Source organism: Verrucomicrobiia bacterium (assembly GCA_035577545.1).
GTDB lineage: Bacteria > Verrucomicrobiota > Verrucomicrobiia > Palsa-1439 > Palsa-1439 > Palsa-1439.
The window spans coordinates 97,252-121,069 of sequence record DATLVI010000008.1; the positions used below are offsets into that span (position 1 = coordinate 97,252).

Genomic DNA, 23,818 nt, shown 5'->3' on the forward strand with positions numbered 1-23,818 from the left:
ATTGACGTACCCACCTCATTAGGAACGGCTGAAGACTCTCGTGTTTCATCTGCAGGCATCTACATCCCCACAATCTTCACCGGGGTGAATTTGCCGTCCTTAATTTCCTCGACGGCCATGACTTTCAGGCTGGTGTCGCCGTTTTGGTCGAAGGACCATTTGCCCAAGACACCGTCGAAGTCGCGGAGGTTGGTGATGGCTTCGGTGATGGCGGCGCGGTCTTTTTTGCCGGCGCGTTTGATGCCTTCGAGGACGACGCGGGCGGATTCGTAGCCATAGACGGCGTAGGCTTCGGGTTCGGCGTTGTACTTCTTTTTGTAGTTGTCGTAAAACTCGCGTCCGCGGCCTTTCAACTGGCTGGGCGGCAGACCGCCAAAGGTGACGTAGGTGCGGTCGTCGAGGTTGTCTTTGCCGGCAGACTCGATGAGGGCCTGTTCGCGGCAGCCGTCGGGGACCATGAACTTCGCGCGCGCGCCGACGGACACGAGGTCCTTGGCCAACTGGCCGGCGTTTGTTTGCGTCGTGCCGCCGAAGTACACCATGTCGGCGTCGGTGCCTTTGACCTTTGTCACGAGGGAGCGATAGTTCGCGGCCTTCGGGTCGATGCCTTCGTAACCGACGACGGTGATGCCGAGTTTGACGCAGGCGCGCTTGAACACGTCGGCCACGCCTTTGCCGTAGAGTTCGCGGTCATGAAGAATGAAGACTTTCTTGATGCCGAGTTCTTTGGCCCACTGCGCGGCGACTTCGCCCTGGATATCGTCGGCGGGGACGACGCGGAAGTAATTGATTTTGCCGGAGGGACGGTACACCTGCGGCTCATTCGCTTCGCCCATTCCCGGCTTGGTGAGGCCGGGGTAGGTGTTGGCGGGGCTGACCATGACAAGCGAGGCCTGGTTGAGAATCGGCATGGAGATTTTTGCGGCGCCGGAGTTATAGGTGCCGATGTAAGCCATGATGTCAGGATTTTTGACGGCTTTCTGTGCATTCGCGGCCTCGACGGCAGGATCCCACTGACCGCGTTCGGGAGAGGCGTCATCCCAGTCTTCGTAAGCGAGCGTGAAATCGCCGATTTTTCCGCTGACCTCGTCGATGGCCATGCGAATGCCGTTGACCATCGTTTGCGACTGCGCGTTGGCGCTGCCCGTCCGCGGCAGGCTGGAGACGATCTTGATGACCTGCGAATCGGCGGCGAGCGCGACTGAAGAGGTTATCACTAACACGCCGAGACAAAGCGAAAAGAACAATCGTTTCATGCAGGGGTTTTGGCACAAACAGCGTAGACAGGCAATCTCAAAGGCCGAGACAGGCTTGCTTCCTGAATTGAGGCTATGCTACAAGGGCGGCACACATGCTGAAGCAGCAGCAGACGATCAAACATCCCGTGTCATTCTCGGGCATTGGCATTCACACGGGTTCGCAGGTCAACATGACCTGGAAACCCGCGCCGCTGGACCATGGCATCAAGTTCGTGCGCGTCGATCTTGAGGGGAAGCCGGAGATTGATCCGCATATCCGCAACATCGGGGACACGACGCGCTGGACGACGATTGGGACAAACGGGACGGTGATTCATACTGTCGAGCACGTGCTGGCGACGCTGAATGGTTACGGGATCGATAATTTGATCATCGAACTGGATGGGAACGAGCCGCCCGTTGGCGACGGCAGCGCAGCGCCGTACGTCAAATTAGTCAAGGACGCGGGCATCCAGCCACAGGAAGGCAAGCGCGAGATTTTTCAGCCGCGGGAGATAGTGCACGTCGAGGTGGGGGACTCACTGGCGGTGGTCGTGCCGAGTGATCAGTTGCGCATCAGTTGCACGATTCATTACGGCAAACCCGGACTCGACGCGCAGTTCCTGAGTTTGGCCATCGAGCCGGAGACGTTTGAGACGCAGATTTCGCCGGCGCGGACGTTTGCGCTTTACGAAGAGATCCAGCATCTCATCGATCACGGATTGATCAAGGGCGGCAGCCTCGAGAACGCGGTGTTGATCCGCAATGAAAGCATTTTAGCCACCGAGCCGCTGCGATTTCGCGATGAGTTCGTGCGGCACAAGATTCTCGACGTGCTCGGCGACATCGTGTTGCTGGGGCGGCCGCTGGCGGCGCACATCATCACGATTCGACCGGGACATTCCTGCAATGCGGCGCTGACGAAGGCGCTGGCGAAGGTGATGGAGAAAGAGCAGCCCGCGCCGGTTTCGTTTGCGCCGCCGATGGCAGCGGGCACGCCGATGGAGCAGGCGATGGATACCATGCAGTTGTTGAACGTCCTGCCGCATCGGTATCCGTTTATGCTGGTTGACCGCATCATCAAGATCGAGGGCGAAGAGAAAATCATCGGACTCAAGAACGTGACGATCAACGAGCCGTTTTTCCAGGGGCATTTCCCCGGTCATCCCATCATGCCCGGCGTTCTGCAATTGGAGGCGATCGCGCAGGTGGCAGGTGTCTTGATGCTGCGTGCGGGCGAGAACGCCGGCAAGGTCGCATACTTCATGAGCGCCAACAACGTGAAGTGGCGTAAACCGGTTCGTCCCGGCGATCAGCTCATTATCGAAGTCGAAATGGGCCGTGCCCGCGGCAAGATCGCCAAGGCCAAAGGCGTTTGTAAGGTGGCCGGCGAAGTCGTCAGCGAAGCGGAAGTGATGTTTAGCGTCGTGGAGGGGTAGTTCACCGCGAAACATACCAAGCAGACGCGAATACGGCGGAGTCGGCTTATTGCGGCGTGATTCGAACGCGATAGTAACGGGCGGAACCCTGCAGCGCTCCGTTTTGATCCAGATAGTTGGTTGTCGTGCTCCCCAGAATCGGCATGTAGATGGCCGGACTGATATCCGCGAAGCTTCCAGACAGTTTGTTTGTGGAAGCCTGCAGATAGCACGTCCTGCCGGCGACGGTTGTCCATGAGACACGGATATTCTTGCCTTCGACGGCGATGCCACGCACCGCCTCCGGTAACGGCTCGAGGCAGACATTCCACGAACCACTGTTGTCACCGTAGCCGCTGTCATTGAAATAGAGGGTCAACGGTCCCGAAGCCGGGGCGGAGAACTGGCCGCTGGCGCCGAGTTGGATGCATTGTCCATTGACCTTGCCGACCAAGGAGAAAGCCTTGAGTCCGGGGCAGGTAAAACTGTCGTCAGCGATGGCCGGGGCGCACGCACCGGCCACGATGTTGCCGTCAGGATCAGACTGGCAACCATCGAGATTGAAGCCGGCCTTGCCCGACGCTTGATAGCCATAGGGTTGACCCGCAACGACGTTTCCAAAAGGAACACCGCCGGAGGCACTGGCGGGGAGATTCGCACAAGCTTGTTGAACCGGCGTGATGCAGACGCTCCAAGAGCCACTATTGTCGCCGTAGTTACTGTCATTGAAATAAAGGGTCAACGGTCCCGAAGCCGGGGCGGAGAACTGGCCGCTGGTGCCGAGTTGGATACATTGTCCATTGACCTTGCCGACCAGGGAGAAAGCCTTGAGACCGGGGCAGGTGAAGCTGCCGTCGCCAACGGCCGGGGCGCACGCACCGGCCACGATATTGCCGTCAGGGTCGGACTGGCAGCCGTCGAGATTGTAGCCGATGACGCCATACGCATGATAGCTGTAGGTCTGTCCGGCAATGACACTGCCGTAAGCGGCACCACCGGTTGCACTGCCGGGGACATTCGGACAAGCCTGTTGGACCGGTTTGATGCACACGCTGAAGGAGCCGCCGTTATCGCCGTAGCCACTGTCGTTGTAGACCAGGGTCAATGTACCCGAGGCTGGGGCGAGGAAAGTTCCGCTGGTGCCGAGTTGGAGGCACTGACCGTTGATTTTGCCGACGAGTGAGAACGCTTTCAGACCGGGGCAGGTAAAGCTATTATCCGCAGTGGCTGGCTGGCAGGCACCGGCCACGATGTTGCCGTCGGGATCGGACTGACAACCGTCGAGATTGAACCCGACAGTGCCCGAAGCCTGATAGCTGTAGGTTTGGCCGGCCACAATGCTGCCAAAGGAGGCACCGGCGGCGCTGTTGCCAGGAACCGTTGGACAGGATTGCTGCACAGGCGTGATACAGACGTTCCACGAACCGCTATTGTCGCCGTAGATGCTGTCGTTAAAGTAGAGGATCAGCGGGCCGGAGGACGGCGCGACGAATGTGCCGCCGCTACCCAGCTGGAGGCACTGACCGTTGACCTTGGCGACGAGTGAAAAGGCCTTGAGTCCGGGGCAGGTGAAACTGCCATCGGCAGTGGCCGGGCTGCAAGCTCCGGCGACGATGTTCCCGTCAGGGTCGGCCTGGCAGCCGTCGGAATTGTAGCCGATGACGCCCAAGGCCTGATAGCTGTAGGTCTGACCGGCCACAACATTGCCATAGGATAGGCCACCTGATGTCGTGCCCAAAACAGTCGCACAAGTCTGCGAAACCGGTGTGATGCACACGCTAAAGGAGCCACTGTTGTCGCCGTACCCGCTGTCATTGTAATACAGGGTCAATGTGCCCGAGGACGAAGCGACGAATGCGCCGCTGCTGCCCAACTGGAGGCATTGTCCGTTGATTTTGCCGACGAGAGAAAACGCCTTGAGTCCGGGACACTTGAAACTGTTATCGCCAGTGGCTGGACCGCAGGCGCCGGCGACGATGTTGCCGTCGGGATCAGACTGGCAGCCATCAAAGTTGTACCCGACGGCACCAGACGCCTGGTAGCTGTACGTTTGGCCGGCGACGACACTGCCAAACGAAACGCCGGCGGCCGCAGCGCCAGAAACGCTCGTGCAGTTCTGCTGGATTTGTGTCGAGGTAACGCAGGCACTGAAACCGCCACTGTTGTCACCATAGCCGCTGTCATTGTAGTACAACGTTAATGGGCCCGAGGACGGGGCGACGAAGGTTCCACCGCTGCCCAACTGGATACACTGGCCGTTGACTTTGCCGACGAGGGAAAAGGCCTTGAGTCCGGGGCAATTGAAACCGTTGTCGCCAATGGCCGGGCCACAGGCGCCGGCCACGATGTTGCCGTCAGGATCGGACTGGCAACCGTCGAAATTGTACCCTGCGGCTCCGGAAGCCTGGTAGGTGTATGTTTGGCCGGCGGCAACACTGCCAAAGGAGACGCCGTTGGCGGCTGTGGCGGGCACGCTGGCACAAATGCTTTGGGCGTTTACTTCCCGTGTGTTATAGACTGCCGCGAGCGATATCGCCAGTAATGCCAGATTGTTTCTCACATTCCACCTTTCCGTTCGAATCACCGTAGCATCGCATCGCGCAGACGGGGCGCGTGGAACCGAGAGCCGATCCCACGAATGAGATATTATCAAGTTTCTACGCCTTTAAGTTCGAAGCGTCAAGATGTTTCGGGTATGTGGTTTACCCTTGTTGCGCGTTCGCTTGCCCTGTAAAGTTTTCCTCATGAGATTTCCGCTTTCCTTCTGCCTGGCGGCGATCCTCGCGGTGGCCGGCCCAGCCGCACACGCAGAGCGCATGGATGGCACGAAGTGGAAAGTCACAGTCACACCTGACGAGGAATCTGCTAAGAAGGGAGCGAAGGGGTTCGAGGACGAATTGATCTTCACTGAAGGCCGGTTCACCTCCACGGCGATGCTGGCGCATGGGTTCAAGGCGGGTCCGTATCGGTACGAGACCGAAGATGCCGACGTCGAATGGGCGGCCGACAAGCAGAATGACGCCAAGGACCTAGCGGGGTGGGGCGGCCGGGTCGACGGCAAGACCACGAGCGGCAATTTCCATTGGCAGAAGAAGGACGGCACTTCGCTTTTCTTCAAGTTCACCGGCACAAAAGAATGACGGAACCCGTTGTCGGTACGGTACCTGGAGGCCATTCCGGATCGCATTGTCGCCATTTTTACCTTCCCTTTTGAGACGCTGTGAAGTATCCTCCCGTCCACGCTCAGATCAAATCATGAATAAGCCCACGCGTCTGAACCCCTGTCGGTTCCTCGCCTTCGTCGGTATCGCCGCACTGGCATTACCGTCGCGCGCGCCGGCTCAAACCGTCATCACCAACACGTTCGCCGAGGTGTCGCAGATGGCTTCCTTGTGGGAAGTGGATCCGATTCAGATTTCGAGCCTGGCCAACGCGCAGTATTCATCGGTCGGTGGCGGTACCAGCACGTGGCAGTTCATTTTTCCCGGTTTCTCGATCAACTCCGATGGCGACATTCATGTCAATATGGCGATCGCCGCCAACGGCACGGGATCCACCAGTGGCAACCAGAGTGAATCGCCGATTGTCCCCGAAGTGATTAACGCCACGAGCGCCCAGCTTACGACCATTGATTCGCTGAGCAGCTCGCAAGCCGTCGTGCGGGGGATTTTCCGCTGGTATTCCGAGCATCAGGGCGAACGAAAATATGAAATCCATCCCGCGACCGAACTGCTCAAGTGGAATGGGAGCGCGTTCGTGCTGACCAACGACTACCGGCCAAACATCAAGTTCGACAACGGCAACACTACGCAGTCCACCCAGCACATGGTCACCACGTTTGATGGATCCGACGTGATGACCGCCGCGGTGATGGTGGCGGACAGCACCAAGGTCGTGTTCACGTACCCGAGCCCGCGGTTTAACTATTGCATTTACGACGGCGTCACCCTGTCCGCCTTGACGAACGATTTCGTTAGCAAGTATTTCCTGTTAAAGCCCAATCTGGTACCGACTGCGGTCATCCGCTGCCGGATCGTGACCAATACCATCGCGGCATCTGTCGCGGCCGGATTGGTGTCCAACCAGACCCTCACCGTCAATGCTCTGACGCGCTGCGACTTGCTCGGGGTCTCGAACAAGATCGCCGGATTGACGGCGGGCCAGACCAACGTTTTCACGTGGCCGGTTGAATTTATCACGTTGAACATCACCAATCTCGGGGTGGTGTCATCGCCGGTGGCAATTTTCAGCGGCAGTCCTACGAACGGTACCGAGCCATTAGCGGTGACCTTCACTGACACATCAACCGGCAGCATCACCAATCGATTCTGGGATTTTGGCGACGGCGTCACGACCAACGTCACGACGACCACCGTGCTTCACACGTATGCCGCCGGCACGAACACCGTGAAGCTGGTGGTCAGTGGTTCCACAGGTGTCAGCACCAATACCAAGCCGAATTACATCACGGTATTGACAGCGTTCCAGGCCTGGCAGGTCCAGTACTTTGGCAGCACGACCAACCCCGCGGCAGCGGCCGATGCCGACGCGGATGGCGATGGGATGTCCAACATGCAGGAGTTCCTCACCGGTACCGATCCTACCAATGGCAGCTCGGCGTTTCGCATCACCAGCGTGGTGCGGACCGGCAGTGATGTTCTGGTCACGTGGATGACGGGACTCGGCCGAACCAATGCGTTGCAGTCCACGACTGGCACGGGCGGTGGCAGTTATAACACGAATGGCTTCACCGCGATCTTCACCGTCACGAATACCACTAGCACGGTCACTAACCGTCTCGATCCCAACGCCGCTACGAATTTCCCCTCACTCTTCTACCGTGTCCGACTTGTGCCCTAATAGAGGAGGGCGACGATACCCGGCTCGGTAACCTGCCGAATTATAATGAACCAAGGCCGCTCAGTGGCTGCGTTCTGCGGCCTTTTGAGGAAAAATCAGAACGCAAGCGACGATTAACACCAGAAGAACGGCCGAGGCGGAGTAGCGGCTCAGGGCGAGGCCGCCATTGGCAACGGGTTTGTCGAGGAGGTCGCCGAAGACAGCGCCGAGGGGCCGGGTGAGAATGAAGGCGGCCCAAAAGAGCACGGTGTGCGATATCTTCGTCCAGTAGTAGGCGACAGCGACGAGGGCCAGGAGTGTGCTGAACAACACAGCACCTCCGCCGTAGCCGAGTCCGGCCGTATCGGCTGCCCAATCGCCCAGGGCAGTGCCCAGGGTCTGGGAAAACATGATCGTTACCCAGTAAAACATTTCGGCTTTTGGAGAAACGATCGTGCTTATTGACACTGAACCGAGAGTGCGATGCCAAACGAACAGGGAACCCATGAGCAGCGCGAAGAGAAGAGTCGAGCCGCCCGCATAACCGATTCCCAGGGAACGGTCGGCGAAATCGGCCAGCGTTGTGCCGACGGTTGTTGTGGCGATGATCGTGGCCCAGTAAAGGAAGGGGTGAAACCGCCTGGCGTAAATTTGGGTAATGACCGCAGCGATGAAAACCACGGCGAAAATCCCCGTGGCGACCAGATAACCGAGGTTCATCGACATCGAAACCGCGTCGCCGCCCGTCTCCCCGAGGGTGGTTGCGGAGATCTTGATGATCCAAAAGAGAAGCGTGACAGCGGGGACCTTGGTCAGAACCTCTTCTTTGGTGACCGTCATTGGTTTCTGACTGTCAATTGTGCCGGTATCATGCATTTGGCATTGTACGGTACGCGTGTCCACGTTACCAAATCATTATCGGAAGTAAACTCGACAACGCTTGCGGGTGGGGCGACGGTGTTGAAAAGGTTTTATTGGTTTGATGTGATGACGTGATTTCGTGCGTGAAGATCGCCGGGGCCAAAGGAGTCTGCAAGGTGGCGGGCGATGTGTTCAGTGAGCCACTGGCGCGGATTGCGGTGGGGTGAGGGGAATGGTTGGGCGTGGTAGCAAGCGGCTGAGAAATTTTGCAAGCGAGTAGCCGAGGCCCGCTCCTGCCAAAGAGCCGAGAGTAAAGCTCGCGAATGGGCCGATGAACATTGCCCGCAAGACCTGATCCATGTCCAAATGAAGGCCAGCAACATGGCAGAATCCTAAGAGAGCGCCCCAGCCGGCGACTGCGGCGCAGAGAGGCATTAGCGACAAGTAGGGCACGATGCGTCTCAACGACTGGACGAAGAACGCCAGAAAAGACAGAAAGACACCCACCACCAATCCGGCGTGCACGGCAAACATCGCAGCCATGCAAGAGAACATGGCGACCGGAACCGCAATACCCCAAGCGTATCCCTGAAAGTGCTCCATGATTCTTCGTCCAAATGACCGGACTCCATTAAACTCCTAACGGAAGAGTAAGTGAAGCACAATGGGAATCCCCCGCAGCATGATCGCCAAAGCGGAAGGCGTCGGCTAGGTGGCGGGCGAAGTGGTCAGCGAAATGTGTCCAGAGTATTGAGTTGACCCCGATGACTATGACCCCGATGACTACCGATAACGGTTGCCAATTCTCGCCTGTTCATGATTAAACGCCTGGTGAGACTGCGAGGAAAGCACAGAAGACTGTCCCCACACCGGATGGTCTGCGAACCTTGCGCTTTGAACTTTCTAATGTGTAGTATCTCCACTCGTTAGCTGGACGCAAAGACTGAGATGGCAAATTCACACGAAATTGTTCTCGAGGCAGCGACATTGGCTGACGCCACGTTGCTATCGAATCTTCTTGAGTTGTACATTCACGACCTCAGTGAGGCATTCCCCAGCATCGAGCTAAAACCAGACGGGCGCTTCGGGTATGGCAAGCTTGCGCTTTATTGGTCAGAGCCCGAGCGCTATTTCCCGTTCCTCATCAAATGCGACGCCCGTGTCGTGGGATTCGCCCTGGCCACACGTGGCTCGCCGGCGACGGATGACCCGAATGTATTCGATGTCGCCGAGTTCTTCGTGATTCGTCGCTACCGGCGCTCGGGCGTGGGCCAGCGCGCCGTCGCCCTTCTTTGGAATCGCCTTCCGGGCCGATGGATCGTTCGAGTTTCCGAGGGAAACCCAAGTGCGCTTGCGTTTTGGATGAGCGCCGTCGCAAAGTTCACGGGTGGCGCAGCGACAGAGTTCAAGCGTCCTGGAAATCCGCATGCATGGCGTGTGTTTTCTTTTGCGACCGGCTAACATCGTGTTGCAGCGGACGTGGCAATAGCATGTTGTCAACCTTGAGAACCACAGGCGCATATCGCCCCGGCAAAAAGACAACCGAGTTTGTCACATAACTAATGTTAGGCAACAAATGAGTGAAACTGCCCTCGGTCAAATCAGCTCTCGCGTTTATTGGATGCCGCCCGCCAAGCCGGATCGCCCATCCTTGTGCGCAGTCGTCGGCACGAATGACATATTGATGCTGGATGCTGGCGCTTCAGACGCTCATGCACGCCTGTTCCTCGACCAACTGACTGCGCAGGGAATCTCGCCGCCCACCTATGTCGCGCTTACACACTGGCACTGGGATCACGTATTCGGCGCGGCCGAAATCGGCGCACCGGTCATTGCCCAGAGCCTGACTGCCAAGAAGCTCGCGGAACTGGCAACTCTGGATTGGAGCGATGCAGGGCTTGAAGAGCAGATCGCGCTTGGCGAACAAACTGCCGCAGGTGCGGAGAACATCAAAGCGGAATTGCCCGCGCCTCGAACCATACGCATCGCCGAACCTGGCATCATCTTTTGCGATTCGCTGGAATTGCGATTGGGCGCCGTGACATGCCAGATTGAGCATGTCGGTGGCGATCACGCGGCGGATTCGTCGGTCATGTTCATCCTGCCGGATCGCGTGCTATTTTTGGGCGACTGCCTGTGTGACGCCGTTGATGGGTCCAAACGCTATTACACTGCCCAGCAATTGCTCCCGCTACTCGACACACTGCAAGCCTTCGATGCCGCCTATTATGTGGGAGGGCACGACTCCACGGTAGCGACGCGGGCGGAGTTCACCAAGCACACCGATAAAATGCGACAGGCTGCGAAGTTGGTCGAGGCGTTCGGCGCGGGTGAGGGGAAGGTCTTTGCAGCGGCTGAAGCGGAGACCGGACAACCCCTGGACGAGGATACCGCCTATTTCTTGCGCGCCCTGATTGCCGGAGCCGAAGGAGTCGGCAAGGTGGCGGGCGGAATGGCTAGATAACGTCCATACTATCTATGGAGTTATGTCAAACCGATAGAACCTTTGTGGTCCGATGGCGCTGCCGGAATTGGTCAAGGTCAGCAGAGCGCCGAGGCTGTTGGTGACGGAAACGCCGGGGACGTTGATCCAATTGGTCGGATTCATGGAATTGCTAAACTGCAATTGGTAGGTCTCGCAGGCTACCGAGGGGATGGAGAAGGCTACGTCAGCGCCGGTAACCTGAACTGCGGAGATCTGATTGGCTGGCGGATTGAGAGGAACCGTCAATTTAAATACCGTGCCACAGCCGCCGGGACAGTTCGTGCTCGCACCGCCGTTCCCGGTCGTCCCGTAGAAAATGCCATCGCTCCCCTGCACCAGTCCGGGGGGAGAGGGAGAAAAGGAGCCGAGTGCCAAGCTGGCGAGGGAACAAAGAACCGTCTCGGTCCCGTTGGGACTGAACCGAAAAACGGTGCCCACGTTGCTCGTCCCCCCGTAGTAGGTCGTTCCGTAAAAATTCCCATCGCTACCCTGCACCGGCACGCCCAGCGGGACCAGGCCATCGTTAGGAGTTCCGCCAAAGGAGTACAGATTGGAATAGCTGCCGGTGAGAGTGATGCAAAACACGGTTCCGTTGCTGTACGTCCCGCCCTGGGCGGTGGTCCCATAGAGCTTGCCGTTGCTACCCCGCACCAAGCCATTTGGGGCGGTACCATCGATGGAGGAGGCGCCAAAGGAGTACAGACTCGTGTACGTGCCGCTGGTAGTAATCCGAAATACACTGCCTTGGCCGTTTGACCCGCCGCGGAAGGTCGTGCCGTAGAGATAGCCGTCGCCGCCCAGTACCAGCGCAGGTTGTGAATACAACCCACTACCGATCCCAGTGTCCAAGATGGAACAGAGAGTGGTGTAAGTGCCGCTGGGAGTAATCTGGAACGCCGTGCCGTGGGTGCCGAAAGTCCCGCCATTGTCGGTTGTCCCGTAGAAATTGCCGTCGCTGGCCTGTATCAGTGGGCTACACGGAGCAGACGCAGGGGTGGGAGAGTGAACCAGAGAATAGAGCATGGTGTAGGTGCCACTCGGGCTGATCCGGAATATTGTGCCCAAGTTGTTCGACCCGCCGACGGGGGTTGTCCCATAGAAATTGCCGTCGCTCGCCTGCATGAGTCCGGCGAATGGCTCCATCCCATCGGAGGAACCGCCAAAAGAGTGGAGATTCGTCTCATTGCCGTCGGGACTGATCCGAAACACTGTGCCGTAGTCGTTCGTTCCGCCCAACCTGGTCGTTCCGTAAAAATTGCCGTCGCTACCCTGGATCAGCGCATTCGGTCTGAACCCATCGTTCGGGGGACCGCTAAAAGAATAGAGAGTGGCCAAGGTTTGTGCGCCGGCGTTGGATGGCGAAGCAGCCAGAACCAGCAAACTTAAGGGAATGATTAAGAGGAATGTTTTCCCCGCAGCCAACCCGACATGAATCGATTTGTTCATAACCGACGCCGCCGATAAAGCATGGATAACATTTGGGCGGTTGCAAGTCGAGTGTTTCCCAAGGTATTTGGGAAGTTTTGAGTTGATGCTGTAAGGCCGTTGAGCCTGGAGGCGAGGCATTGCAGATAACGAAAAGCGGACTGACCCCTTTTCGGACGAGGATGCCGCCTATTTCTTGCGCGCCCTGATTGCCGGGCTTGCCCCTTAAAAGCAAAGGCCTAAACCTCTAATTCAATCGCCGCGAAAGCAAAAATCGGGTTTGCACTCAAATCGGGAGACTTGGTTCCCCGCTTTGGACGGTTTGAGAACCTTGCGGTTTGAGCTTCCGACGGTTACCGCCAAGAAACTACCTGTTATGTAAGATACTCCATTCAAGGATGGCTCGGTCACCTCGTCTAATAGCATATCCCGAAATGAAAGCCACTGGTTGATAGGTGTTTTTGTCGAATGCAATTGACGTGGCGTAAAAGAACCAACCATCCTGTTCGGTTACCGCGTATACAGTGCCCCGATAAATCTTTTGGACTTCAGGGAGCCCTTGTTGTAAGGAAGAAATCGTTGCTTCAGTTTCTCCAACGATCTTGGCAGTTCCTGCCGTCAATTGCTCCATCGTGCTGTTCGCTACCACCGGATACTCCGGATTGGTGACGACAACTGGCGCGCTCCTAGTGAAAGGATTCAACATTGCCGCCACCTGATGATGATCATCAACTTTGCTACTGGGATAACTACTGCACCCAGTGGCAAGCGCCCCAAGCCCTGCAAGCATGGCACAGATGTGTCGCATACGAGTCACTATTCCTTCCTTAGGTGTTAAGTGTAGATACCCGATTAAACCCTTGAGAACACTGCGAGGAAAGCACAAAAAGGACTCCCCACGTAAGACTCGAACCCGCCTCGGCGTGTTCCCGGGGTGGGGATGATCGGGCCCAAGAATTGAAGTGAGTCGTCGATCAGAATGCGCTCAGGCCACGATCCGGTCGCGGAGGCCGCCGTAGGCGAAGGTGCGGGCCAACTCTTTGGCGTACATGCTCTGCGGGAAGCCGAGTTCGATCTGGCTGGACTCGTCGAGGGTCTTTAGTTGGTCAGCGGAGAGAGTCAGGTCGAGGCTGGCGAGGTTGTTCTGCAACTGGGAGAGCTTGCGCGCGCCGATGATGGGGACGACGGGGACGGGGCGGTGGCGGAGCCACGCGAGCGCGACTTGCGCCAGGCTGCGACTGGTCTGATCGGCTACTTTCTTGACGGCGACGACGACGCGGTCGGCGCGTTCTTGCTCTGGCATGAATTGCTTCATCATGTCGGTGTTCATTCGTGCCTGTTCGGACGACCCGTGGCCGTGGTACTTGCCGGTCAACACGCCACCGGCCAGTGGTGACCAAGCGGTCACGCCGATGTTTAACGCCTTAGCTACCGGGATCAACTCGCGTTCGACCGTTCGCTCAATCAGGCTGTATTCGATCTGCATTGCGATGAAGGATGACCAGCCGCGCAGATGGGCGAGGGTGTTCGCTTGCGCGATCCACCACGCGGGGGCGTCCGAGATGCCGACGTAGAGCACCTTGCCGGCGCGAACCAGGTCATCGAGTCCGCGCATGACCTCTTCGACGGGCGTGATCTGGTCCCAGATGTGGACCCAGTAGAGATCGATATAGTCGGTCTGCAGACGTTTGAGGCTCGCGTCCACGGACTGCATCATGCTCTTGCGGTGGTTGCCGGCGGCGTTCGGGTCGGTGCCGGGAGCGGCGTTGGTGTATTTGGTGGCCAGCACCACGCTTTGGCGGTGGCCTTTCATGAACTCGCCGAGGAACGATTCGCTCGTGCCGTTCGTGTACAGGTTGGCGGTGTCGATGAAATTGCCCCCGGCCTCGCGGAAGGCGTCGTACACTTTTCGTGAGACGTCCCTGGCGGCGCCCCAGCCCCAGTCATCGCCGAAGGTCATGGTGCCGAGAGCTGCTTCTGAAACTCGAAGTCCGCTGTTGCCCAAAAGTCTGTATCGCATAGGAATCGCCTTTCTACGTTGTGCGGGGAGGTTCGCCTTTGGCCTTGGGTGCGCCGCCTCCCGGGCTGTTGGAATATTGTTTAGGGTTTCGCGTGAATCAAGCGGGGAAATTGAGATGGCGCTGGCCGACACGACATGCCACACAACGCAACAGCGGTATACCTATACGGCAGGCATCCCGCCCTACAATGGAACATGAACCGCTGTATCGCTAATCGATAATTTTGCTGGACATGAGGTTGGCGGGCGGGTATAGTCGGGGGAACTGATGAACACTTCCTCCTTTGCTGCTGCTACGGCGGACACGCAACGTTCAACCCTTCGTCGCGAGGACGCTTCCGCTTCCGCCTTCGCCAAGGCTATGGCGGATGCGTTCCTGTACGGAACGCGAAAGAAATGTGCCATTCTACCAAACGAACCCACCGATTGTGGGACGGAAAACAGCAGTTATCGGTTTGCGATACAATGGGTTACACGATAAAAATCTACCGGAAAACGGTGGGTTTGTTTTCCAAAACGAACCCACCGTGACGGGGTTTTGAGAGAGTAAACGAGGGGAGTTGGGTGGTTTTTGTGTTCGTTTGGGCACTATGGAGACGTGCTGTCGATTTATGTGCGCGGTCGGGAGACCGGCGCACAATAGGAGGGCGGCACGACAGAGATGCTTCGACAAGCTCAGCATGACAGGCGGGAGGAAACCGAAGCGGCAACCGGGCCGGTTGCCCTACAATTCGGAGGGAAAGGCTGGCATTGACCTAATGAATGAGTTGCGGTACAAGTGCGGCGGGGAGTTCTGATGGCATTGCCCCAAGCGATGAGGTTTTGCCGTGAAGTTACATCGTGTGGCACCTCGCAGACTCGGCTTCCAAAGCTCACTTTAGTATGACGGTAAAGATTCATCTTACTGCGATTGTTGATTCTCATGCCGAGATTGGTGGCGGCTGTGAGATTGGGCCGTATTGCGTCGTGGGGGCGAACGTGAAGCTGGGGGAGGGGTGCCGGCTGCATTCGCATGTGGTGATGGATGGGCTGACGACGATCGGGGCGCGGTGCGAGTTTTTTCCGTTTGCAAGCATCGGGTTGAAGACGCAGGACCTGAAATATTCTGGGGGGAAAACTTACCTGGAAATCGGGTCGGACAACGTCTTTCGGGAGCATGTGACGGTGCATACGGCGACGGGGGACGGACTGTATACGCGGATCGGGTCGCACAACAATTTCTTAGCGTATTCGCATGTGGCGCATGACTGCATTGTTGGTAACCATGTGATCTTCAGCAACAACGGGACTCTGGCGGGACATGTTGTGGTGGAAGACTTTGCGATTGTTGGAGGACTGGCGGCGATTCATCAATTTTGTCGGATTGGCACGATGTCGATCATTGGCGGGTGCGCCAAGGTGGTGCAGGATGTGCCGCCGTATATGATGGCCGATGGCAACCCGGCGGAGACGCGCGGGGTCAATAAAGTGGGGATGGAACGCAACGGGGTACCGGAAGAGGCCCAGCGGTCGCTTCGGGAGGCCTTTAAAATATTGTGTCGAGCGGGGTTGACAGTGAGCAATGCCTTGGATAAGATACAGTCAGAACTTCCGCCCAGCCACGAGCTGGAGCATTTCATCGACTTCTGTCGCAAGTCTGAACGCGGAATAGCCCGATAGGCACTAAAGCAACACTCTTTCATGGCGAAGTTGAGTCGTAAGCCGATTCACGATCTGGAGCGCATTATTGAGTTTGACCTGGTGCGCGCGACGGAAGCTGCTGCGTTGAACGCCTCGCAGTGGATGGGGAAGGGCGACAAGAACGCCGCGGACCAGGCGGCGTGCGATGCGATACGCGGTATGTTCGATTTGATACCGTGTTGCGGCGAAGTGGTCATCGGCGAGGGTATCAAGGATGAGGCGCCGGGGATTTTTCTTGGCGAACACCTTGGGACCTGGGAACCGGGAGTCGTGCCGCTGGACATTGCGGTGGATCCCGTGGACGGCACGACGAACATTTCGAAGGGATTGCCGAATGTGATTTCCGTGCTGGCGGCGGGTAGCGCGTTTGACGGTTTGGGCAAGGCGCTGAAGAATTTGCCGAGCTTTTATTGCGAGAAGCTGGCGTACGGGCCGCGGGTGCGGAATTACATGCTCAAGACGGGAGTCGAGCAGGTGAAGCTGGAAGCGCCGGTCGAGGAGAACGTGCTGCTGGTCGCGAAGATCCTGAATGTGCCGGTGCACGAGTTGACCATTACGATGCTCGACCGACCACGGCATGAGGAGTTGGTCCAGCGGATCCGCAAAGTCGGCGCGCGGTTGCGGATGATTGGCGATGGGGACGTGGCGGGCGCTATCGCGCCGAGCCTGCCCGATAGCGGCACGGATTTGTACGTGGGCGTCGGCGGGTCGCCCGAAGCGGTGTTGGCAGCGACGGCGTTGCGATGCTTGGGCGGCGACATGCAGGTGAGAATGTGGCCGCGCGACGAAACCGAGCGGAAGCAATTGATCAAGGCAGGATTGGAAGAGGAACTCAACAAAGTGTACTACGCAGAGGACCTTGCGCAGGGGGATGGTATCATGTTTTGCGCGACGGGTATCAGTGACAGCCCGTTGCTGCCGGGCGTGCGGTTCATCGGCCACACCGCCATCACGCACTCGATCCTCATGCGGGCCAATACGCGCACGGTGCGCCACATCAGAGCGGTACACGACCTGACAAAGAAAACCATACGCCTGCGTTCGACGCGGGCAGAGCAACCACTGTGAACGAAACAGAACAGCCGCAAACACAACCGCAACCTCCACCGCAACAATCAACCGAAGGCCAGGTCCGGGGCGTCCTTGAAGTGGGCGAGAAGGGGTTCGGATTCCTCCGCAACCCCGCGCGCAACTTCCAGATCAGCCCGAACGACATTTATGTGTCGCCGGACGTTATTCGCAAGTTCAAATTGCGACCGGGTCTCGAAATCGACGGGCGGGCCGTGCCGCCCAAGAAAGGCAGCCCGCAACTGGCCGAGATTTTCAAGATCAACGGCCAGCCACCCGAAAAGTGGGCGAGCCTCAAGAAGTTTGACGAGCTGACGAGCGTCAACCCGAATGAGCGGTTCAATTTGGAGACTGTTGGGGACCGTTATACGACGCGCGTTTTCGATCTGATCGCGCCCCTCGGTAAAGGCACACGCGGCTTGATTGTGGCGGCGCCGCGTACCGGCAAGACGACGCTCCTGCACCATATCGCTGACGCGGTGATCACCAACCATCCCGAGGTTCACACGATGGTGCTGTTGGTTGACGAGCGTCCGGAAGAAACGACCGATTTCCGTCGCTCGGTCAAAGGCGGCGAGGTCATCGCTTCGACCAACGACCAGACCATTGAAGAGCACGTTCGCACTGCCAAGATGGCGATTGAACGGGCCAAACGGCTGGTCGAATTCGGACGGGACGTCTTCATTGTGCTCGACTCGATCACACGCCTCGCGCGCGCGTTTAACAATTATATCGGTTCGACCGGCCGCACGATGACCGGCGGTCTCGATGCTCGCGCGATGGAGCAGCCGCGCCGTATTTTCGCCTCGGCCCGCAAAGCAGAGGAGGGTGGTTCACTCACGATCATCGCCACTGCGTTGATTGAAACCGGCTCGCGGATGGACGAGCTGATTTTCCAGGAATTCAAGGGCACGGGCAATTCAGAGTTGGTGCTCGACCGCAAAATCGCCGAGCAGCGATACTGGCCCGCAGTGGACATCAACGCTTCCGGTACGCGTCGCGAGGAACTGCTGCTGGCGCCGAAGGATCTCGAGGCGATCACACGACTGCGTCGCGCGTTGAGTGGCGCGCCGCCCGTCGAAGCCCTGCAGAAGCTCCTTACGGGTCTTGCCAAATTCAAGACGAACAAGGAATTTCTCAAGGCGATGGCACAGTAGTTCGCCGTGGGTCGCGTCCGAGATTACAACGAGATCGTGCAACGACTGCGGGCTTTGCCGCGTCGCGAATGGCGCGTCCAAAAAGCCGGGGAGATTTCGGGATACCCCTTCTTCTGTTTGCGGCGCAGTATTTCCAAAGACGCCCCGACGGTTCTCGTCACTGCTGGAATCCATGGCGAGGAACCCGGCGGTGTCGCAGGCGCTCTGCGCTGGCTGGAGAGCGGCGAATGGGCGAAGTGGAATCGGAACTGGTTCGTCCTGCCGTGCATCAATCCCTACGGTTGGGAGCGCAACCAACGTCGCAACGCGCAGCGCCAGGATATCAACCGCCAATTTCGTGGCGACACCGACTGCCTCGAAGCGGAACTGATCAAAAGGTTGGTAAAAGGCCGGCGTTTCGTGTTCTCGCTCGATTTGCATGAAGATGTGGATGCGTCGGGATACTATCTTTACGAACTGCGCGAAGGGCCGCCTTTTATCGGTGAACGCATTGTGCAGGCGGTCAGCCGGGTGATTCCCATCGATCGTCACAAGATGATCGATGGCAACCAGGCAACCGGCTTAGGCCTGATTCGTCGGGCCTCGAACGTCGGAACGCTGAAGCGCCGGCGCCGTTGGCCGATGGCATATCATCTGTTCCTGAATTCCACCGACCATATCCTCGGCAGTGAAACGCCCGTACATTTTCCGCTGAAGCAGCGCGCCGCGGCCCATCGGATAGCGCTTCGATCCGCGCTGAGTGCGCTGGCAGGAAGGTCTCGATGACGTGGCATTTTCCTTGTTCGGGTCTCCGTCAACATGTTACCGTTTCCATCATGCGTCGATCCATGCTTGCGTTGTTGGTTGCGCTGATCGTGCCATGGAGTGCTCATGCCCAGATCTCGGTGCAACTCACCATGGAACGCGATACGCTGATACTCTTCGAAGCGGTACCCGTGGTGGTCAACGTCCGTAATTTCTCCGGCCGCACGATCGAACTGGCAGACGACAACCAGACCTCCTGGCTCAGTTTCCTGATCAGTGACGAGGCCAGCGCGACGATTTCGCCGGTTGGTAAACAACTGGCTTTCGACCCGGTGAAGATAGCGCCCGGGCGTACCGTGAGCATCACGGTTGACTTGTTACCACACTACGACCTTCGCCAACGCGGCACCTTTACCGTGCGGGCGGTGGTTGATGGCGGCAGCAGGCATGCGCTTTCGCCGCCGGTCAAGTTCACGATCATAAAGGGCCGCGAAGTCTGGAAGCAAACGGTGGGTCTACCGGTTGCCGCCGGCGAGACCAACGAAGATTATCGAACATACGCGCTCCTCTCACGACGCGCCGAGCATAATGAAGTGCTGTACGCGAGCGTGCAGGATGACCCGCATGAATTGGTCTACGGGATGGTGCCGCTCGGTGAAACTATCTCGGTGGGCGAACCCTCCGCGATGATCGATAAAGCCGGCCATCTTCACGTGTTGTTCCGTAGCGGCCCACGCTCATACAGCTATGCCGAGGTGGATCCTGACGCCAAGGTGTTGAATCGCGCCGTGTACTCCGACGTGCTTTCGGTGCCGCACCTCGTCACCGACGCCGACGGTACGGTGGTCATGCGCGGCGGCGAGCAAACGTATCCTCGCGTCGAGCGAGTAATGACGGATCAGGAACTCCGGCCGCCACCACCGCCGCCTCAGGAAAAACCGCCGAAGAAAAAATGGTGGTGGCCGTTCGGCACAAATAAAACTGCCACGAACACCAATGCTGGTTCTGCGACGGCGACAAACCGTCCCCCAGACAATACCTGGACGGGTGGTTGAGGAAGTCGCAGGCTCCGCGGATCCTCATGCTGCAGCTCGCGCCTGGGGACAAACCTCAAGGGCTTGAATGGCACGTTCATCGTTGGTGGTTTTGAAGACCGCGACAAACTGGTCGCCACCTGATGAGGAGGCGTACGAGTAAAGAATCTCGACCCCTGCCATCCCCAGATGCATGCCGATCCTGGCCGCCGCGCCAACTTCATCCGAGGCACCGACAAGCACAACAGAATTCGCCTTGCAGGAAAAACCAGCCGTTTGGAGGGCTTCCTTCGCAGCCAGCGCGTTGTCGGTAATCAGGAGAACGATCAGGTCGTTGCCGTCAGAGTAAGTGCAGTATGCGAGGACATTGACTCCGTGCTTGGCGACAGAGGCGAGTACTCCACCAAGTGCGGCAGGTCTGTTACCAACCCGCACTGCAAGCTCCACCTCTTTCCTCGCCTTCGCCATAGCACCTCCGACGAATGGAAATATCATACACTTCTCCAAGAGAACTGCAAACGAAATTATCTGGGCCGCAGGCGCTTACAGGTGGTAACCGCGAAAGCTTTTATCTAACTGGGTTGCGCGTCTGCGGCTGCATAAGCCTCGACAGGCAGGCAAGTGCAAACGACATGGCGGTCACCGTACACATTGTCCACCCGCCCAACAGCGGGCCAAAACTTGTGCTCGCGCGTCCACAGAGCGGGAAAGGCTGCCCGCTCGCGACTGTATGGATGCTCCCAGTTGTCGGCAACCGCCACCCGTGCGGTGTGTGGCGCGTTTTTCAAGGGATTATTGACGCGATCCATCGAACCCGATTCAATTGCTTTGATCTCGGCGTGGATCGCGATCATCGCATCGCAAAACCGGTCAATCTCAGCTTTGGACTCACTTTCGGTTGGCTCGATCATGAGCGTACCGGGCTCGGGCCATGACATCGTCGGCGCATGAAACCCGTAATCGATCAATCGTTTCGCGATGTCCTCGACTTCCACGTTCGCTGTGTTCTTGAACTGACGACAATCAATAATGCACTCGTGCGCGACAAGATCACCGTGGCCTTTGTAAAGCGTCGGGAAATACAGTTCGAGCCGTTTCGCAATGTAGTTGGCGTTCAAGATCGCCACCTTCGTTGCATCAACAAGGCCATCGCCGCCCATGAGCGCAATGTACATCCACGGGATGGTGAGAATGCTGGCGCTACCCCAGGGCGCCGCGGACACCGGGCCAATAGCTTGCGGACCGCCCACTTTCGCGAGCGGATGCTTTGGCAGATAGGGAACCAGATGCCCCGCGACAGCGATCGGCCCCATGCCCGGGCCGCCTCCGCCATGCGGTATGCAAAATGTCTTGTGTAAGTTCAGGTGGCAAACGTCGGCGCCCATGTCACCCGGCCGGCATAACCCGACCTGCGCGTTCATGTTCGCGCCGTCCATGTACACCTGCCCGCCGTTCTCGTGCATAATCTGGCAGACTTCCCGAATCGTTTCCTCGAAAACGCCGTGGGTGGACGGATACGTCACCATGAGCGCGCCTAGATCCTTCCGGTGCTCCTGTGCCTTCGCTCGGAGATCAGCCACATCGATATTACCGTCAGCGTCACACGCAACCGCGACAACCTTGAACCCTGCCATTACCGCGCTCGCAGGATTTGTCCCGTGAGCGGACACGGGAATGAGGCACATGTCACGATGATTCTGGCCGCGCCGTTTCTGATATTCGCGGATGACCAACAACCCGGCGTATTCGCCCTGCGAACCGGCATTCGGCTGCAGGGAGATGGCGGCAAGACCCGTGATTTCCCCCAGCCAGGACTCGAGTTGCTGAAAGATGATCTGATAACCAGCTGTTTGCTCTCGCGGCGCAAACGGATGCAGTTTCCCCACCTCCGGCCAGGTGACGGGAATCATCTCCGCCGTGGCATTCAGTTTCATCGTGCACGACCCGAGCGGGATCATTGAAGTCGTAAGCGACAGGTCCTTCGCCTCGAGCCGCTTGATGTACCGCAGCATCTCATGCTCGGTATGATATTGGTTGAAGACGGGATGTGTGAGAAATGGTGTCTTACGGGCGAATGCACCAAGGTCGGAATCAGAAAGGACCGTGACATTACGCTCTGCGAGACGGTTCAAATCCTCCGCAGTCGTCGTTTCGTCGAACGACACGCCCCACGATCCGTCGGGATATTCGCGCGCATTCAAGTCCCCCGGCTTTGGCGCTCGCCGAAAATGAAGTGTATCGAAGAACGGTTCCTCCTGCGATTCACCCCGGGCAGCGGCGAAAGCTTTCGCCAGCGCATGGATCCGCCTGGCAATCTTCCTCAGTCCCTCCGGTCCATGGTACACCGCGTACATCGATGCCATAACGGCCAGCAGTACCTGCGCGGTGCAGATGTTGCTCGTGGCCTTTTCGCGACGGATGTGTTGCTCGCGGGTCTGCAGCGCGAGACGCAGGGCAGGATTACCTTGCGCATCTTTCGAAACGCCAACGAGACGACCGGGCATGTGCCGTTTAAACTTGTCCCGCGTGGCAAAAAATGCGGCATGCGGTCCGCCATAGCCCATCGGCACCCCAAAGCGTTGCGCGCTGCCAACCGCAACGTCCGCTCCGAACTCCCCCGGCGGCTTCAGCAGCGTGAGCGCCAGTAAGTCCGTTGCGATGACCGCGAACGCCTTGTGCTCATGAACTGCGCGAATGAATGGCTCGTAATCAAGAATCCCGCCATCGGTTGCGGGGTACTGCAGCAGCACGCCGAAGACCTTCTCGTTGAGCGTGAACTTCGTGTGATCTCCAACGACCACTTCAATTCCAATTGGCTCGGCGCGCGTCCGCACCACCGCGATGGTTTGCGGGTGGCAGGTCTCAGAGACGAAGAAGACGTTCCGGCCTTCATGGCCTTGAAGGCCGTGGCACATCGTCATTGCCTCAGCGGCCGCCGTCGCCTCATCGAGCAAGGAAGCATTAGCCACTTCCATCCCTGTCAGATCAACCACCATCGTCTGGAAGTTCAGCAGCGCTTCGAGCCGGCCCTGCGAAATCTCTGCCTGATACGGCGTGTACTGTGTGTACCAGCCAGGATTTTCCATGACGTTCCGCTGGATCACAGGCGGCGTGATGCAATCGTAATAGCCCATGCCAATATACGAACGGCACACCTTGTTCTTCGACATGATGGCTTTTAATTCGGCGAGCAACTCTGCCTCACTGCGGGCCGCAGAAAGCGAAAGAGGTTTCTTGAGGCGAATCTGCTTCGGGATCGCCGCGTCAATCATTGTGTCGAGGGTGGGGAAGCCGACGACGCGCAGCATCTCCTGAATGTCTTCAGGGCTCGGGCCAATATGCCGATCCGCAAAACGCTCAGGACGTTCGATGTTCATGCGCCGATGTGGTGGGAGTAATCGTCAGGACTCAGCAACTCGTTCAGTTCGCTCGGATCGCTCATCTTGACCTTGAACATCCACCCCTTGCCGTACGGGTCCTGATTGAGCAATTCAGGTGCGCTGCCGAGTTCCTCATTCACACCAACCACGTCCCCGGTCACGGGCGCGTAAATGTCGCTCGCGGCTTTCACGCTTTCGACAACCGCGCATTCCTTGCCCGCCTCAACCCGCGCATCGACCGCCGGGGTCTCGACGTACACCACGTCCGTCAACTCGTTTTGCGCATGGTCGGTAATGCCGACAACGGCGATATCCCCCTCGACTCGTACCCATTCGTGAGTTTTGGCGTATTTCAAATTCTTTGGAACGTTCATGGGCCTTTCTTGAGAATTGGTTTCTTCTGGATAACCGCCGGGAACCTTTTTCCACGAATCTCGATTTCAATCTGCGTACCGACAGACGCGCAAGC

The 23,818-nt window shown here is 58.0% G+C and carries 20 protein-coding genes; 10 read left to right on the top strand and 10 right to left on the bottom strand.

Annotated elements, in window-relative coordinates; genetic code table 11:
- Window positions 1–59: 59 nt before the first annotated feature.
- Window positions 60–1,256, bottom strand: a complete 1,197-nt coding sequence (locus tag VNL17_02325; GenBank protein HXI82909.1) for a branched-chain amino acid ABC transporter substrate-binding protein — start codon at window positions 1,254–1,256, stop codon at window positions 60–62.
- Between the two features lie 95 nt (window positions 1,257–1,351).
- Here VNL17_02325 and VNL17_02330 point away from each other — a divergent pair, with 95 nt between their 5' ends.
- The gene (locus VNL17_02330; protein ID HXI82910.1) at window positions 1,352–2,677 is read left to right on the top strand and encodes a bifunctional UDP-3-O-[3-hydroxymyristoyl] N-acetylglucosamine deacetylase/3-hydroxyacyl-ACP dehydratase; all 1,326 of its coding nucleotides are present in this window, start codon (window positions 1,352–1,354) and stop codon (window positions 2,675–2,677) included.
- Between the two features lie 46 nt (window positions 2,678–2,723).
- Here VNL17_02330 and VNL17_02335 read toward each other — a convergent pair whose 3' ends face one another.
- Window positions 2,724–5,216, bottom strand: coding sequence for a hypothetical protein (locus VNL17_02335; protein HXI82911.1), 2,493 nt, complete (start codon window positions 5,214–5,216; stop codon window positions 2,724–2,726).
- A gap of 184 nt (window positions 5,217–5,400) precedes the next feature.
- On the opposite strand from VNL17_02335, the gene VNL17_02340 reads away from it, so the two are divergent.
- Together VNL17_02340 and VNL17_02345 are read left to right on the top strand one after the other, a co-directional pair.
- The gene (locus VNL17_02340) at window positions 5,401–5,796 is read left to right on the top strand and encodes a hypothetical protein (GenBank protein HXI82912.1); all 396 of its coding nucleotides are present in this window, start codon (window positions 5,401–5,403) and stop codon (window positions 5,794–5,796) included.
- Between the two features lie 115 nt (window positions 5,797–5,911).
- Window positions 5,912–7,516 (top strand): PKD domain-containing protein, encoded by a 1,605-nt coding sequence (locus VNL17_02345; protein ID HXI82913.1) that lies wholly within the window; start codon window positions 5,912–5,914, stop codon window positions 7,514–7,516.
- Window positions 7,517–7,576: 60 nt separating this feature from the next.
- On the opposite strand, the gene VNL17_02350 is transcribed toward VNL17_02345, so the two are convergent.
- Window positions 7,577–8,335 (bottom strand): hypothetical protein, encoded by a 759-nt coding sequence (locus VNL17_02350; protein HXI82914.1) that lies wholly within the window; start codon window positions 8,333–8,335, stop codon window positions 7,577–7,579.
- A 213-nt stretch (window positions 8,336–8,548) separates the two neighbouring features.
- Window positions 8,549–8,959: a hypothetical protein gene (locus VNL17_02355; protein HXI82915.1), complete on the bottom strand. Its 411-nt coding sequence runs from the start codon at window positions 8,957–8,959 to the stop codon at window positions 8,549–8,551.
- A 345-nt stretch (window positions 8,960–9,304) separates the two neighbouring features.
- Here VNL17_02355 and VNL17_02360 point away from each other — a divergent pair, with 345 nt between their 5' ends.
- Both VNL17_02360 and VNL17_02365 read left to right on the top strand, forming a co-directional pair.
- Complete coding sequence (locus VNL17_02360; GenBank protein HXI82916.1) at window positions 9,305–9,817, top strand: GNAT family N-acetyltransferase; 513 nt, start codon at window positions 9,305–9,307, stop codon at window positions 9,815–9,817.
- 115 nt (window positions 9,818–9,932) lie between these two features.
- Complete coding sequence (locus tag VNL17_02365; protein ID HXI82917.1) at window positions 9,933–10,820, top strand: MBL fold metallo-hydrolase; 888 nt, start codon at window positions 9,933–9,935, stop codon at window positions 10,818–10,820.
- Window positions 10,821–10,832: 12 nt separating this feature from the next.
- Here the strand turns inward: VNL17_02365 and VNL17_02370 are convergent, their stop codons facing one another.
- The 3 genes from VNL17_02370 to VNL17_02380 all read right to left on the bottom strand — a co-directional run bounded on the left by VNL17_02370 (window position 10,833) and on the right by VNL17_02380 (window position 14,286).
- Window positions 10,833–12,287, bottom strand: a complete 1,455-nt coding sequence (locus VNL17_02370) for a choice-of-anchor tandem repeat GloVer-containing protein (protein ID HXI82918.1) — start codon at window positions 12,285–12,287, stop codon at window positions 10,833–10,835.
- 346 nt (window positions 12,288–12,633) lie between these two features.
- Entirely contained in the window at window positions 12,634–13,056 is a 423-nt protein-coding gene (locus VNL17_02375) for a hypothetical protein (protein HXI82919.1), read from the bottom strand.
- A gap of 195 nt (window positions 13,057–13,251) precedes the next feature.
- A complete protein-coding gene (locus VNL17_02380) occupies window positions 13,252–14,286 on the bottom strand; it encodes an aldo/keto reductase (protein ID HXI82920.1) in 1,035 nt (344 codons plus the stop codon).
- A gap of 882 nt (window positions 14,287–15,168) precedes the next feature.
- Between VNL17_02380 and lpxA the strand changes: the two genes are divergently transcribed.
- The 5 genes from lpxA to VNL17_02405 are packed head-to-tail and all read left to right on the top strand — an operon-like array spanning window position 15,169 to window position 19,990.
- A complete protein-coding gene (gene lpxA, locus VNL17_02385) occupies window positions 15,169–15,945 on the top strand; it encodes an acyl-ACP--UDP-N-acetylglucosamine O-acyltransferase (GenBank protein ID HXI82921.1) in 777 nt (258 codons plus the stop codon).
- Window positions 15,946–15,966: 21 nt separating this feature from the next.
- Complete coding sequence (gene glpX, locus VNL17_02390; protein HXI82922.1) at window positions 15,967–17,034, top strand: class II fructose-bisphosphatase; 1,068 nt, start codon at window positions 15,967–15,969, stop codon at window positions 17,032–17,034.
- Window positions 17,031–18,191 carry a transcription termination factor Rho gene (gene rho / locus VNL17_02395; GenBank protein HXI82923.1) on the top strand — a complete coding sequence of 387 codons (1,161 nt, stop codon included), beginning with the start codon at window positions 17,031–17,033 and terminating at the stop codon, window positions 18,189–18,191. The genes glpX and rho overlap by 4 nt, the downstream gene beginning before the upstream one ends.
- A gap of 6 nt (window positions 18,192–18,197) precedes the next feature.
- Entirely contained in the window at window positions 18,198–18,956 is a 759-nt protein-coding gene (locus tag VNL17_02400; protein ID HXI82924.1) for a M14 family metallocarboxypeptidase, read from the top strand.
- A gap of 50 nt (window positions 18,957–19,006) precedes the next feature.
- Window positions 19,007–19,990, top strand: coding sequence for a hypothetical protein (locus tag VNL17_02405; protein ID HXI82925.1), 984 nt, complete (start codon window positions 19,007–19,009; stop codon window positions 19,988–19,990).
- Between the two features lie 24 nt (window positions 19,991–20,014).
- Here the strand turns inward: VNL17_02405 and VNL17_02410 are convergent, their stop codons facing one another.
- The 3 genes from VNL17_02410 to gcvH form a co-directional block, all read right to left on the bottom strand.
- Window positions 20,015–20,464, bottom strand: a complete 450-nt coding sequence (locus tag VNL17_02410; GenBank protein HXI82926.1) for a hypothetical protein — start codon at window positions 20,462–20,464, stop codon at window positions 20,015–20,017.
- Window positions 20,465–20,541: 77 nt separating this feature from the next.
- On the bottom strand, window positions 20,542–23,346 hold the full coding sequence (gene gcvP / locus VNL17_02415; GenBank protein ID HXI82927.1) for an aminomethyl-transferring glycine dehydrogenase: 2,805 nt from the start codon (window positions 23,344–23,346) through the stop codon (window positions 20,542–20,544).
- Window positions 23,343–23,723 (bottom strand): glycine cleavage system protein GcvH, encoded by a 381-nt coding sequence (gene gcvH, locus VNL17_02420; protein HXI82928.1) that lies wholly within the window; start codon window positions 23,721–23,723, stop codon window positions 23,343–23,345. The genes gcvP and gcvH overlap by 4 nt, the downstream gene beginning before the upstream one ends.
- Between the last annotated feature and the right edge of the window lie 95 nt (window positions 23,724–23,818).